Source organism: Marinobacter salinus (assembly GCF_001854125.1).
GTDB lineage: Bacteria > Pseudomonadota > Gammaproteobacteria > Pseudomonadales > Oleiphilaceae > Marinobacter > Marinobacter salinus.
Genome location: NZ_CP017715.1, coordinates 599,372 through 613,086, shown reverse-complemented (window position 1 = coordinate 613,086; position 13,715 = coordinate 599,372). Strand labels below are relative to the sequence as shown.

At 56.6% G+C, this 13,715-nt stretch carries 14 protein-coding genes; all 14 read right to left on the bottom strand.

All coding sequences use genetic code 11. The features are described 5' to 3' along the window. On the bottom strand, nt 1-504 hold the full coding sequence (gene fliN / locus BKP64_RS02875; protein ID WP_070965780.1) for a flagellar motor switch protein FliN: 504 nt from the start codon (nt 502-504) through the stop codon (nt 1-3). Beyond that, on the bottom strand, nt 497-1,498 hold the full coding sequence (gene fliM, locus BKP64_RS02870; RefSeq protein ID WP_070965772.1) for a flagellar motor switch protein FliM: 1,002 nt from the start codon (nt 1,496-1,498) through the stop codon (nt 497-499). The genes fliN and fliM overlap by 8 nt, the downstream gene beginning before the upstream one ends. A gap of 40 nt (nt 1,499-1,538) precedes the next feature. Next, nucleotides 1,539-2,048 carry a flagellar basal body-associated FliL family protein gene (locus BKP64_RS02865; protein ID WP_070965769.1) on the bottom strand — a complete coding sequence of 170 codons (510 nt, stop codon included), beginning with the start codon at nt 2,046-2,048 and terminating at the stop codon, nt 1,539-1,541. Between the two features lie 185 nt (nt 2,049-2,233). Next, a complete protein-coding gene (locus tag BKP64_RS02860) occupies nt 2,234-3,436 on the bottom strand; it encodes a flagellar hook-length control protein FliK (RefSeq protein ID WP_070965766.1) in 1,203 nt (400 codons plus the stop codon). Between the two features lie 113 nt (nt 3,437-3,549). After that, nucleotides 3,550-3,897 (bottom strand): Hpt domain-containing protein, encoded by a 348-nt coding sequence (locus BKP64_RS02855; RefSeq protein ID WP_070965763.1) that lies wholly within the window; start codon nt 3,895-3,897, stop codon nt 3,550-3,552. 23 nt (nt 3,898-3,920) lie between these two features. After that, on the bottom strand, nt 3,921-5,687 hold the full coding sequence (locus tag BKP64_RS02850) for a PP2C family protein-serine/threonine phosphatase (protein WP_070965760.1): 1,767 nt from the start codon (nt 5,685-5,687) through the stop codon (nt 3,921-3,923). A gap of 25 nt (nt 5,688-5,712) precedes the next feature. Beyond that, nucleotides 5,713-6,018 (bottom strand): STAS domain-containing protein, encoded by a 306-nt coding sequence (locus tag BKP64_RS02845; RefSeq protein WP_070965756.1) that lies wholly within the window; start codon nt 6,016-6,018, stop codon nt 5,713-5,715. 124 nt (nt 6,019-6,142) lie between these two features. Continuing rightward, nucleotides 6,143-6,586 carry a flagellar export protein FliJ gene (fliJ, locus tag BKP64_RS02840; RefSeq protein ID WP_070965754.1) on the bottom strand — a complete coding sequence of 148 codons (444 nt, stop codon included), beginning with the start codon at nt 6,584-6,586 and terminating at the stop codon, nt 6,143-6,145. Next, nucleotides 6,586-7,983, bottom strand: coding sequence for a flagellar protein export ATPase FliI (gene fliI, locus BKP64_RS02835; protein ID WP_070965751.1), 1,398 nt, complete (start codon nt 7,981-7,983; stop codon nt 6,586-6,588). Before fliI ends, fliJ begins: the two co-directional genes overlap by 1 nt. Next, on the bottom strand, nt 7,964-8,863 hold the full coding sequence (locus BKP64_RS02830; RefSeq protein ID WP_070965748.1) for a flagellar assembly protein FliH: 900 nt from the start codon (nt 8,861-8,863) through the stop codon (nt 7,964-7,966). Before BKP64_RS02830 ends, fliI begins: the two co-directional genes overlap by 20 nt. Then, nucleotides 8,863-9,906 carry a flagellar motor switch protein FliG gene (gene fliG, locus BKP64_RS02825; RefSeq protein ID WP_070965745.1) on the bottom strand — a complete coding sequence of 348 codons (1,044 nt, stop codon included), beginning with the start codon at nt 9,904-9,906 and terminating at the stop codon, nt 8,863-8,865. The genes BKP64_RS02830 and fliG overlap by 1 nt, the downstream gene beginning before the upstream one ends. Continuing rightward, nucleotides 9,899-11,611, bottom strand: a complete 1,713-nt coding sequence (gene fliF, locus BKP64_RS02820) for a flagellar basal-body MS-ring/collar protein FliF (RefSeq protein ID WP_070965742.1) — start codon at nt 11,609-11,611, stop codon at nt 9,899-9,901. The genes fliG and fliF overlap by 8 nt, the downstream gene beginning before the upstream one ends. A gap of 15 nt (nt 11,612-11,626) precedes the next feature. Beyond that, nucleotides 11,627-11,995 carry a flagellar hook-basal body complex protein FliE gene (fliE, locus tag BKP64_RS02815; protein ID WP_070965740.1) on the bottom strand — a complete coding sequence of 123 codons (369 nt, stop codon included), beginning with the start codon at nt 11,993-11,995 and terminating at the stop codon, nt 11,627-11,629. 248 nt (nt 11,996-12,243) lie between these two features. Then, nucleotides 12,244-13,704 (bottom strand): sigma-54-dependent transcriptional regulator, encoded by a 1,461-nt coding sequence (locus tag BKP64_RS02810; RefSeq protein ID WP_070965737.1) that lies wholly within the window; start codon nt 13,702-13,704, stop codon nt 12,244-12,246. Nucleotides 13,705-13,715 lie beyond the last annotated feature (11 nt).

The following is a 13,715-nucleotide window of genomic DNA, read 5'->3' as shown; positions in this document are numbered from 1 at the left end:
TTATTTCTGCAACCGCTTGATGCGCTCACCCGGGCTGATCACGTCGGTCAGGCGGATACCAAATTTTTCATTCACCATAACAACCTCGCCATGGGCGATCAGAGTGCCGTTGACAAGCACGTCCAGTGGTTCACCGGCCAATCGGTCAAGTTCGATGACGGAGCCCTGGTTGAGCTGCAGGAGGTTGCGGATCGCGATCTGCGTGTTGCCCACTTCCATGGAAATGGTTACCGGAATATCCAGAATCACATCCATATCCGGTGCCGGACCAGTACCCTGTGTTGGCTGGCTGATCTGGTCAAACTCTTCCATGGGCGCCGCCTGCACATCGTCTTTTTCGTCAGATTCACCGGCTTCTGCCATGGCAGCCGCCCATTCATCTTCTGTTGAGCCAGCGCCCTCGTCCTCTGCATCGCCTGACTCTTCCATGGCCGCTTCCCACTCGGCCGCCAGCTTTTCGTCCTCGCTGAGCTCCTGCTTGTCTTTCTTGTCGTCGTCAGCCATTGCTTCGCCCTATTTTCAGTTGTTTCTTGACCTTGGGCGCCGTTGCCCTTTCATGGATTCTCAGCGCCAGTTTTCCGTCGCGGGTGCCCATCGTGGCCTTATATACAGGAATGCCGTTTGCAGTTACCGTCAGGTGCTCCGGAATCTCAACCGGAATAATATCGCCGGCCTTCAGCCTGGCGATCTCGCGCAGGGAAATCCGGCGACGGCATACCGTCGTGTTAATCGGCACGTTCACATCCTTTACGTCCTCCTGCAGCGCATTCACCCAGCGCTCGTCCACATCGTCGATATCGCTCTGAACACCCGCATCCAGAACATCCCGGATAGGCTCAATCATGGAGTACGGCAGGGCAAAATGCAGTTCGCCACCACCGCCGTCAAGTTCGATATGGAACGTGCTGACAACCACAACCTCACTGGGGCTGACGATATTGGCCATGGCCGGATTGACCTCGGAACTGAGGTACTCGAAATCCACTTTGAGCACGGCGTGCCAGGCTTCCGCCATATCATGAAACACCTGGTCCAGCACCATCTGGACAATGCGGGTTTCGGTGGGGGTAAATTCCCTGCCTTCAATCTTGGCGTGACGGCCCTCACCACCGAAGAAGTTATCCACCAGCTTGAACACCAGCTTCGCATCCAGGACAAACAGGGAGGTGCCCCGCAGTGGTCGCACTTTGCAGAGATTCAGGCTGGTTGGAACATATAGCGTGTGGACGTATTCCCCGAACTTCATGATCTGCACGCCCCCGGTGGAAACATCGGCGTTGCGGCGCATCAGGTTGAAAAGACTGATGCGCGTGTAGCGGGCAAAGCGCTCATTGATCATCTCCAGCGTCGGCATCCGGCCGCGTACAATGCGGTCCTGGCTGGAGAGGTCGTAGGACTTTACGCCGGTATCGTCGGATTCTTCATAGGTATCGATGTCACCGTCGTCCACCCCGTGAAGGAGGGCATCGATTTCATCCTGTGACAACAAGTCCTGCATACGTAGTCCTGCCTCTGAAATGCCTTACCCGTCTCGGGTCCTATTGCACGACAAAGTTTCTGAACAAAACCCGCTTGATCGCGGGCTCGCCTTCCTCTTCCAGTACCTGGTTGACAGTCGCCAACATCCTTTCAGCCAGTCCCTGGCGCCCTTCCGGTGTTTGTAGTTCGTTAAAATCGCTGCTACCCAAAAGCAAGACCAACTGACTGCGGATCAATGGCATATGTAACTGTGCGGCCTTCAGCGCCTGTGGGTCAGTCGCTTCCAGCGACATGTATACCTGGGCATACCTCTGGCGGCCTTGTGCCTGGACAGTCGTGACCAGCGCTTTTTCGAGCCTGGCATAGGAGCTGGGCATGAAGGTCTCTTCGACAATCTCCTCTGAGCCCTCTTCCTCGCTCCCCATTCCCGGCAGGCCATCACCAAGGAACCAAAGTGTCCCGACTACAGAAAGCAAAATTGCCAGGACAACGACAATGACCAGCAGGATAATCAGCTTCAGTTTGCTTTTCTTGACCGGTGCCTCTTCAGGCGCATCATTTTCAGCCATAATGTTCGCTTTGCCAGAAATCCGTCAGACGGAGCGCTTTTCCGCGACTTTGATAGATTAAATGCAAAGGGCGGGCCAGATCGCCCGCCCTTCCAGTTCAGACCCGCAGTTTAGCGTTGCCGAAGGGGATGGGCAAAACAGTTTGGAGAGAAATACCCGAGGCCATACGGACTGGCGAGAGGCGATCAGGCGAAAATATCGACCTCACCTTTCCAACTGAGGTCCAGATTACCTGAACGAAGATCCCCTTCATCCACATCCGTGCCGGCCAGCCCGCCCGTGTTCTGGCGACTGTTACTCCCATCACCATCGCCTGCGGCCTGCTCACCGCCTTGCTGTTGCGGAGAGTCAGACACGTCAAACTGGGCAAGGGAAAGCCCCTGCTCCCCCAGCATGTCACGCAGTCGGTGGGAGTTCAGTTCGAGCTGATCCCGAACCACCGGATTGGCGGCATGCACAGTAATGTTGGCCTGGTCATGGTGAACGCGCACCTTAACCTCCATCGGCCCCATGTCCGGCGGAGTAAGATGAATTTCAGCGACCGACATGTTCCGGGCCGTCAACCAGCTCAGCTTGCCGACCATCTTGTCACCCCATTCAGCATGACCAACCGGTACATCAATGGACGTGGCGTACCCCCTGAGTGGCAGCGCGGCCTCTGAAGAGAGTTTTGTCGCGGTGTTATTGGCAACCTGTTGCGAAGCCATATCCATAGCCGACTGGAAACGTGCTGAAGTCGCAAGACTGGTAGGGTCGGATGCCCGGCTATTGTCAGCCGAAAGTGTTGCCGTCAGTGCATCGGTCAGTTGCAGGCCGGAGCTCACACCCGGTGCAACCTGCCCTTGCAGCCCCGGTTTTCCGTTGATCACTCCGCTAACCGGACCGGCATCCGGCGTCACCTGGGCAATCACACCTTGGCCAATCACGCTCTGCGCGCCCGCCTTACCGGAGGGCGCGCCCCCGGCATCGGTCCCTGACTGCCCATTTGCCGGAACCAGCAGTGCCTGCAACTCGGCAAATGTCAAAGGTGTGGTGATTGATTCCATATCCCCGGAGAGCTCCGAAGACACCGTGTCTTGCTCGGCCTTGCCTGCACCTGTTCCGGTTGCAGCGGCATCCTGCTTGCCTGAAGCACCTGGCGCAGCGTCCGCGCTTTCGTCCGAACCCTGAGCTTTTCGGTTGTTTTCAGGAGCCTGGGCGTTTTCGACAGCTTGATCTTCATTGCTGCGATCGGCTTTCTGGCGGTCAAGGCGCTTCTGTTCAGCACGTGATACGGATTCATACCGGCTTTCAGAATCACCGGTTTCCCGGCTGGCACCTGTCTTTCCGGCACCGGCATCCTTCTGCATCCCTGGAGCGGGGGTCTGGGGAAGAACCATCTGGGGCATGGCAACCTCTTGCCGCTTTTGTCGAGTTATCACCCGTTCATTGCCGGCTTTCAGCAGTTTAACGGACGGTTTCCTCTAACTTTGCAAAAGCGATGCCAGCCGGACTCCAGGGCTTAACGGACCACCAGCCCTTCCAGCATTCGGGTGACTGTCCGAAATTCGGTCTCAATGTTATCAACCATGGCGGAGGCATCCTCCAACCGGTTCTCCTTGCCAGCCACCTCAGCCATCATGCAAAGCTCCCCCAGATGCGGGGCTCCGATGTTGATACAGCTACCTTTGAAGCTGTGTGCCATCTTGGCAAATGCATCTGCGTCTTCGAGCTCTATCGCTTTTCTCAGACCGGCAATGCGCTCACGGGAGTCACCGAGGTAGGTCTGAATCAGAACCTCAAACTCATCATCCATGACGTCCTGAAGCTCGGCCAATGCTTCCTCGTCAAGGTGTGGCTTATTATTCATACCGCCCCCTGTCTCTGGTCGGATTATGACTGGACCGTTGCTCCCTGTTCTGAAGCTATACCTGAAAAATCCCAATCATAAATAATTTCAACATGATTACCCTGCCTATGGAACGTGACGGATTCCGACAATCGTTTCAATAGCAAAAGCCCTCTGCCCGCGTACCTTGCAGCCGCCCCCGGCTCTTTATCAGATACCAGAACCGGATGGTTACGGAAATCAAACCCTGGCCCACTGTCTTCACAAGTAACACGAAGGCGTCCCCCGGATGGTTTCATGGAGTGATGCAGGCTGAAACGAATAAAGTGGCCCTCGGTCCTGCCAAGCCTTCGGCGCCTCTCCTCATAATAGCGATCAAATCCGTCCGACGTGTGTTTCCATTCCGAAGGTAACTCCAATACCCCGTGCTCCAGAGCGTTGTTGTATAGCTCCGCCAGCAATGTGTATATTTCGCCGCTTTTGCGCCTTAGGCCGGGCACCTCCATACAAATATGGAGTAACAATGGCAATGGGCTGAAATCTCCCAGGGTCTGTTCACGAATCTCGTAAACACATCGCCATTCCGTGGGGCCAGCCAGTGCCGAGGGCATCGCCCGGTCCGGTACCGCTGAAAAACCCGCTTCATCCACCATTTCCAGGCTCAGAAGCGTGACATCATCACCATCTTTCTGGCTACCGGTAAAACGGTGCACAGCGTCAATTACCGCATCAAACTGATGCTGGCCCGGGTGAACCGAATCAAGAGCATGGATAACGCCAGCCTCGCCAAACACTTCACCGGCCGCATTGCCTGATTCAAGTACGCCATCTGTCATCATCAACAGGCGATTACCAGGCATCGCTCCAATCGTATCCATTCCGGCATCGAACTGGTCGGGAGGTAGTATGCCAAGCGGCAGGTGCCGGGATGGCAGCACCAGACGCTCGCCATTGGAACGAATCAGCCATCCATCCGGCAGCCCTCCACTCCAGATCTGCAGTTGATTGAGTTTGAAGTCCGCTTCAATCATCGCGCCGCAACAAAACATGCCTGTCGGCAGAATCCGTTTGAGCTTCTGGTTGATCTCTCTCAGTATATCGGCACCATCGAAGCCCTTGCTGGCCATACCATAAAAGATCTCGGCAACAGGCATGGCGCCAATCGCTGCCGGCAAACCATGCCCGGTAAAGTCACCAATAAAGACCAGCATTCCTCCAGCCGGCCGTGGTGAGGCAAACAGCACGTCGCCATTGAAAACTGATAATGGAGAGGCGTGGTACCGAATGTTGGCCGCATCAAGACACCCCGGATGAGCGACGTTATCGAACACCCGCTTGGCAACCTCCTGTTCTTCCAGCAGCTGTTGGTTACGGGCACCGATCATATCCCTCTGGTCAGAGAGCGCCTGGTGCATCAACCGCATCCGGTTGAATGCATTAATCTTGGCTTCGATAATCACACGGTTATAGGGCTTGCTGAGGAAATCATCACCGCCCGCCTCCAGGCAACGGGCAAGCGCATCGGCCTCGGAAAGGGACGTCAGAAAAATCAGCGGTACCATCCGCTGTCCGGCCCGCGTCTTGATCTGCCGGGCCGCCTCCATGCCGTCCATTCTCGGCATAAGGGCGTCCAACAACACGATATCCGGGGCGGTATCCCTGAAAAGGGCAACCGCCTCCAGACCATTAGCGGCGTCAAACACCTCGTGCCCCAGCCGTTTCAGCATGGTTTTAAGAATCAGACGATCGCTATCGCTGTCATCGGCTATGAGGATTCGGAGCAAACGGTTTTCTGCAACAGGCTCTTCCATGATGGGCCCCGGCAGCTCGCAAGGATCACCGAATGGCGAACAGTTGCTCGAAATTGGATATGGATAGAATACGGCGAACGTCGTTATTGCAGTTTTCTATAGAAATTCGGGCACTGTCTCCGCCGGCGTAGTCCCGCAACAACAACAGCATTCCCAGAGCAGAACTGTCCAGATAAGTGGTCTCGGACAGATCCACAATGTAATACCGGATACCCTGGTCACCATGTTCATAGGCGTCACGAAAAGCCTGATGGGTGCTGAAATCAAAGCGACCTTCAATGCTGATAATCAGGGTCTGACTATCTTCTCCGCGGCGCGTCTGAATCGGCATTCCAAATCCTCCGAGGGTATTCAACGAAGCAGTAAACCGTCCTGAAAATGAGCGATTTGTCCTCGGTTAAGGATAGCCCAACGCGTCGAAATTGCATCCACCCAGAATTGATGCACGGCAAGAATCAGCGATGACGCCGGCTGAATGCCCGGCCAGCGGCATCATCCGAGAGTTTCTGATCACGTAGGTCCTGGTCTTTCTGTTCCTGTTGCCGGCAGGTTTCGATGTACTTTTGCATCCCCCGCCGGCGTTCCCATGCCTTGAGCCATTCCTGTCGCCGAGCCTCAAACACCTCTTCGACCTGTCGCAACTGTGTTTGCTGCTGCTGAATGACCTGATCCAGCTGCGCAATAAACGCCTGCCAGGCCTGGAGACGACTGACCTGAACCACACCTTGCTGGCTGTTGCGAATCTGGTCACGGTATTCCTGCTGATAGCGGTTCAGGCTTTCCACCTGCTCGCGCTGCTGGTCCGCCACATTGCGAGCCTCACCCATCCGCTCCAGTGCTTCCTGCTCTTTCCTCTCTTCCAGGGAAAGAACCACTTCAAGGCGCCGGGACCTCAACATCAACCGTTACTCCCCGCATTTCCGGCCGGAGGATTGTGCACCGCCGATTTTCGACGATCAGGAGATCTGCGCTCGGGCACCACGGCCAAAAGCTGTTCAATGCTCTCGCCAAGCGGTGCGCTCTCGTTCAGGCCTTGCTGCAGAAACTGTCGCATGTTGCTGATATGGGCCATGGCAAAATCGGTCTCCGGATCGGAACCCTTGACGTAGGCACCGACACTGATGAGATCACGCGCCTGCTGATACCGGGAATAAACCTGCTTGAAACGCTGGGCCCTTGAAAAATGCTCGGTTTCGGTAACCTGAGGCATGACGCGGCTTATAGATGCCTCCACATCGATAGCCGGGTAGTGACCTTCTTCTGCCAGCCTGCGGGAAAGCACGATGTGACCATCCAGTATGGCTCTTGCTGCATCCGCAATCGGGTCCTGTTGATCATCACCTTCGGTCAGTACGGTATAAAAAGCAGTTATGGAGCCACCCCCGGGACGGCCATTACCGGTTCTCTCCACCAGTTGCGGCAGCTTGGCAAAAACCGATGGCGGATAGCCTTTGGTCGCTGGCGGCTCACCAACCGCCAGCGCTATTTCACGCTGGGCCTGGGCGTAGCGGGTCAGCGAATCCATCAGCAGCAGTACCCGCTTGCCCTGGTCACGGTAGTACTCTGCGATTCTTGTAGTCAGCATAGCGGCGCGCAGGCGCATCAGTGGCGAATCGTCTGCCGGCGAGGCCACGACCACGGAACGGGAGAGACCTTCCTCACCGAGAATGTCCTCAATAAATTCCTTGACCTCACGACCCCGCTCTCCAATCAGTCCCACAACCGTTATGTCGGCATCCGTGAAGCGGGTCATCATGCCCAACAGCATACTCTTGCCGACACCACTGCCGGCAAAGAGACCCAGGCGCTGACCCTGCCCAACGGTCAGCAGCGAGTTAATGGCCCGAATACCTACATCCATGGACTGACGAACAGGCGCGCGATTCAACGGGTTGATGATGTCTCCGGTCAGGGCAACCCGGGCTTCCGCCTGCAACGGCCCTTTGCCATCCAGTGGTTCGCCGCTGCCATCCACCACCCGGCCCAGCAGCTGCGGTCCGACCGGGACGCGGCTAGCCGCCGCAAGCGGCACCACACGGGCACCGGGCTTCAGACCTTCAATGGCGGTCAATGGCATCAGGTAGACCTTATCGTCCTCGAAGCCAACAACTTCGGCTTCGACACTGCCATTCCCCTGGCTCTGAATCACACAACGGTCACCCACAACCATTGGACAACCGACGCATTCGAGTGTCAGCCCGACCATGCGGGTCAGTCGCCCGGAAAGCTCGGGCTCCGGCTCGCCGCCCAGAAAGTCCTGAAAGCGGCTGAGTCGTTCAGCCAGGCGGGACGTCATCACTTTCACCTGCTCCGGAGTTATCGCGGGAATGGTTTTCGTTTTCGTCTTCTTCCTCGCCTGGGGAATCCAGAATCTCCCGGTGAAAATCGGTCAGGTCGTCCATCAGGGACTCCAGTTCCTCAGTTTCGCCAGCCTCGCTCTCACCCATCTGCTTATCCAGCATACTCTGGACCGCCCGCTGGAAACGCTTCTCGACGGTAAAATCCACCAGACTGTGGCGGGTTTCTATCTTGCAACCACCCGGAAGCACGTCGTCATCCTCAATCACCGAGGCGGGAGTCTCCATGCGCGCGGTCACTTCCCTCACCAGCTCGCAATCGTCCGGATGAATATGAATACGGATATTGTCGGCACTTGAGGGCAATGCCTCCAGAGCCCGCCGGACCACTTTGTGAATCTGGGAAGAGTCGATGGTAAGTTCACGAAACACCACGGCGCGGGCCAACACTGTGGTGAGATTCACCAGCGCCGTTTCAAGTTCATCCTCATGGCGACTGATCGGCAACAGCAACTCACCCAAAAGGTGTTCGAGACGATCCAGCTTGATGTCGACTTCCTTGCGGGTATCCTCGTAACCCTGTTTTTCGCCCTGTTTCAGGCCTTCAGAAAGTCCGGTCTGGCGCCCTTCCTCATGTCCCTGATCGCGCCCTTCGGAAAGTCCGGCCTGATAGCCGGCATCACGGCCCTCGTTATATCCGTCTTCACGCGCTGCCTGGCGAATTTCGTCAATATCGGCGGCCGTCAGAGGTTTGACATTGCGTTCCTCCTCCCTGGCCACTTCGTTACCCCTCGCATCCAGCAAAGGCAACTCCCAGCGCTCGTAGGCTGTCAGCTGTTCCTTGGGTATTCGATGGAGGTCTTTGGAGGAGTCTTTCATCACATCATTTCTTCGCCGGCGCCGCCGAGTGATATTTCACCCGCCTCTGCCATGCGACGCGCAACGGTAATAATATCCTTCTGGGCCGCTTCCACCTCGCTGACCTTGACCGGCCCCTTGGCCTCCAGATCGTCCTGAAGCAACTCTGCCGCCCGCTTGGACATATTCTTGAAGATCTTGTCCTGAACCGCCTCATCCGCCCCCTTCAGGGCAACAACCAGCACTTCAGAGGAGACTTCCCGCAGCAGCGCCTGGATGCCCCTGTCGTCAATGTCCTTGAGGTTGTCGAACACAAACATCAGGTCTTCGATGGTGGACGCCAGATCCGGATCCATATCCTTGATGGAGTCCATCAGGTTACCTTCGATACTGCGGTCCATGAAGTTCATGATATCCGCCGCGCGCTTGATACCACCAATGCGGCTGGTCTGGGCAGCCGAACCGCCGGAGAACTGCTTCTCAAGGATATCATTCAGCTCCTGCAGAGCCTGGGGCTGGACACTTTCCAGGGAAGCTACACGCATCATCACGTCGAGCCGGACCTTCTCATCAAGGGTTCCAAGAATTTCCGCGGCCTGATCGGGGTCGAGATAGGAAATAACGATCGCCTGAATCTGTGGGTGCTCGTAGCGGATAATATCGCCCACGGCCCGAGGCTCCATCCATTTCAGAGTATCAAGGCCGGTGGTATTGCCGCCGATCAGGATACGGTCAATCAAGCTGGCGGCCTTGTCGTCACCGAGGGCCTGGGTGAGCATGGCCCGGATGTAGTCGTCGTTACCCACACCAAGTCCAGTCTGACCGCCAACGGCGTCCACAAACTGGTTAAGCACATGGGTCACGTCGTCTTTGCTGACGTCTTTCATCTGGGCCATAGCTACGCCCACACGCTGGACCTCTTTCGGCCCCATGTGTTTCAGCACTTCAGCGGCGTCGGCCTCTCCCAATGTCATCAGGAGAATTGCGGCCTGTTCCACACGCGGAATCTTCCGCTGGGGTTTCTGAGGCGCATTAGCGCCCTGCTGGCTGGCTTGATCAGTCATCGACATTCACCCACTGGCGCATGACCTGGGCAACCCGGGCGGGGTCTTCTGCTATCAGGCCTTTCAGTGCATTCAACTGCCTATCATAACTGTCAGTAGCGCCCGGCAAAAGCAGTTCATCCTGGGACGACATGGCCGCACGCAACTCGTTAGCGCCTTCGATGTTGTCGAGCCCGCCATAGCCGCCCTCACCGAAGTCCCCGCCGCGCTCGCGTTTACCACTGCCGGACAGGCTCTTGAGGGTGGGGCGCAGAAGTCCGAGAACCAGTACCAGAATTACCAGACCAGCCAACACCTGCTTCATGAGATCCCAGAACCATGGCTGTTCCCAGAAACCCGGCGCTTCAAATTCAATACTTTCCTCCGGGGCGAAAGCCGTGTTCATAACGGTTACGCTGTCACCCCGGGCCGCGGAATAACCAACAGCATCCCGAACAAGCATGCTCAGGCGCTGAAGCTCCTGCTCGGGCCAGGGCTGATAACTGACTTCACCGGTCTGGGGATCAACGACCTTCATGTCGTCAACCGCCAGGGCAACCGTCACTCGCTTTACTCTGCCAAGTTCGTGGCGAATATAGCTGACGGTCCGATCCATTTCATAGTTTCTCGTCGATTCCTTCCGCACATCCATCGGCTCGGACTGGCCTGCCTGGGCGCCCTCAGCATTACCCCTGCTGGCCTGCTCCGGTACGGTAGCATTAGCCGGGGGCTGATTTGAGAGCGCGCCCGGAATACCCACGGGCCCGCTGCCCGCCACTCTCTGCTCGGTCAGCTCTCGCTCGCTTCGCACGGCCTGTTGTTCCGGGTTGAACAACTCCTCCGCCTGCTCAACCGATGAAAAGTCCAGATCCGCAGAAACCTCCGTGCGGTAGCGGCCCTCGCCGACTATCGGCCCAATCAGTGACGACACGCGCCGGGAAAGCCTTTCCTCAACCTTGGACGTGTATTCGTACTGGTCCTGCATGCGATCGGTTTCACCCTGCCCCTGCTTGCCTGTCAGCAGGTTACCGTTCTGATCCACCACGGTAACATTCTGCTTCTTCATCATGGGGATACTGCCAGCCACCAGGTTAACCACAGCGTTGATCTGTTCCTGTTCAGGACGGCGCCCGGCAAAGACTTCCAGGAATACCGAGGCAGACGGCTCGCGGGCATCACGGACAAACACCGAGCGTTCGGGAATCGCGAGATGAACCCGTGCTCCACGCACCCCCCTCATGGCGCCAATGGTGCGGGCCAGCTCGCCTTCCAGTCCACGGCGATAGCTGATGGTTTCCATGAACTGGGAGGTGCCCAGGCCCCGCTCCTGATCCAGCAGTTCGAAACCCATGGTTTTCTGATCGGTTACACCCTCGGCTGCCAGCTTAAGACGGGCGCTGTAGACCTGATCGGACGGGACCAGCAAGGCACCGCTGCGCGGATCCATTTTGTAATCGATGCCATTACTGTCGAGGATCGTGGTCACGTCCTGGGGATTGTAGGAAGAGAGATCACCAACCACTGGCTGGTAATTGGGCTCCTGCGCCCACAACACGACTGCGACGCCAAGCGCAACACTTGCGGCGAGGCCTATCATCAGTCCAATCTGGCGCAACAGGTTCAGGCGATTGAACCCCAGGAACATATCGCTCCCGCTCTCCGGAGCGTCTGACTCCCGGGCAACCGGAACGTTTGAGGGTGTAGTTTCTGCAGGAACGCTGGCCATGTATCTGCTCCGCTATCAGATCGGCATGTTCATAATGTCTTCGTAAGCCCGGACCACCCGATTGCGTACCTGGGTAAGTGCTTCGAAGGAGACTGAGGATTTCTGTGCGGCAATCATTACCCGGGTAATGTCGACATTGGGGTCACCCATATCGTAGGCCGTACGGAGATCACCGGCGTTTTGCTGGAGCTCATTAACGTTATTCACAGCCTTGCCCAGCATATCGCTGAAGCTCGGCGTTTCCTGTGTTTCCTGAACCTGGCGCGGGCCGTCAATACGACCACGCACCGACTGGTCCTGCTCAACGCGCTGATTCTGCATCATTTGTGAACGCAGTGAGCGGATGTCAGACAAGACGCTGTTGATGTCGGCACGCTGGACCATAACTCTCTCCCAATTCCTCAGTGAGCACTGACGGACTTACTCGTGGAACTCTCTATTACCGATACGTTAGCAACGAACAGGCCAATTAGTATTTTTATATTATTATCAGCAACTTGAAAATTTGGAGCAGAAACGAAAGGGATCATGCGACAGAGTTTTGACGGAGCGGGTATTATGCCCGGATCGGACAGGATACAAAAAGACACCCCTGAGGGTGCCTTATTCTGACCGTGTCTTATTCTTGGAAATCAGGCTGTTGCCAGTTCCGAGTCAAGATCGATACCGGCGTCGCGCATCTGGGCCAGCTTGTAACGAAGCGTCCGGGGGCTGATGCCAAGTTGTTCGGCGGCGCGGTTACGACGCCCGCGCTCTTTCTTGAGCGTCTGTATAATAATCCGGAACTCCTGTTGTCTCAGGTCATCTCCCAGTGAGCCTGCCGCAAAGGCTTCCGGATCTTCGGTGTGCTGGGTACTTTCCGGCTGCGGCTCGTATCCGATGACATCCTTGGGCTCTGAATCACGGGCCTCGTGAAACTCAGGTCCGAAAAGACGATCAGTCCGGGTATCTGGCGTGCCAGTAATACCGAGCTCCAGACATAAGTCACCGGCGTGTATGACATTGCCCTGATGCAACACCAAGGCACGCTGAATGGCATTATCCAGCTCCCGGACATTGCCGGGCCAACGGTGGTTTATCAGCGCGTGCTTTGCATCCGGTGCAAAGGCGGTGCCGGTCAACTTCATCTTTCGACAATGCTTTTTCAGCAAAGACGTTGCCAGCGGCATGATGTCCAGGGGACGCTCGCGAAGAGGCTGCCAGCGCATGGGAAACACCGTGAGCCGGTAATAAAGGTCTTCCCGGAATTTGCCCTCACGTACATACTCCGCCAAGTCCCGGTTAGTGGTCGCAATGACACGAACGTCCAGGGAGATCGTCTTGCGACCACCAACCCGCTCTACTTCTCGTTCCTGCAGAACCCGAAGCAGCTTGGACTGCAACCCCAGGTCCATCTCGGAAATCTCATCCAGCAGAATGGTTCCGCCATTAGCCTGCTCGAATTTACCCGGCGAGGAAGCCACTGCGCCCGTAAACGCGCCCTTCTCATGGCCAAACAAAATGGCTTCCAGCATATTCTCAGGGATCGCCGCGCAGTTAATCGCAATAAACGGCTGCTCTGACCGGGGCGACTGCTGGTGAATAAAGCGCGCCAACACTTCCTTGCCCGTTCCACTTTCACCTGAGACCATCACTGTGGAATCACTGCCGGCGACCTTGGTCGCAAGCTGGAACATGCGTTTACTCACCGGGTCTTCCGCAACCGGTGCATCCGACGATTTCTGGCGCGCACCGCCGACCACCTTACTGACGGCCTCCACCAGAACCTGAGGCTCAAACGGCTTCACCAGGTAATCAATTGCGCCGGCCTGCATCGCCGAAACCGCATGACTTATCTGACCGTAGGCAGTGATCAGCATCATCGGCAGGCCGGGATACAGGCTCTGCACCTCCGAGAGCAACTCATGCCCGGACATTCCCGGCATATTAACGTCGCTGACAACCATATCCACCGGAGCTTCTGCCAGACGAGCCAGTGCTTCACGGGCATTGGCCGCCTCTCTTACCCTGAACTTCGCCAGTTCCAGAGTGGTCACCAGCGCTTCCCGCAGATCGTGGTCATCCTCAACAATCAAAATCTGGGCTTTGGCCATGGTTGTCTCCG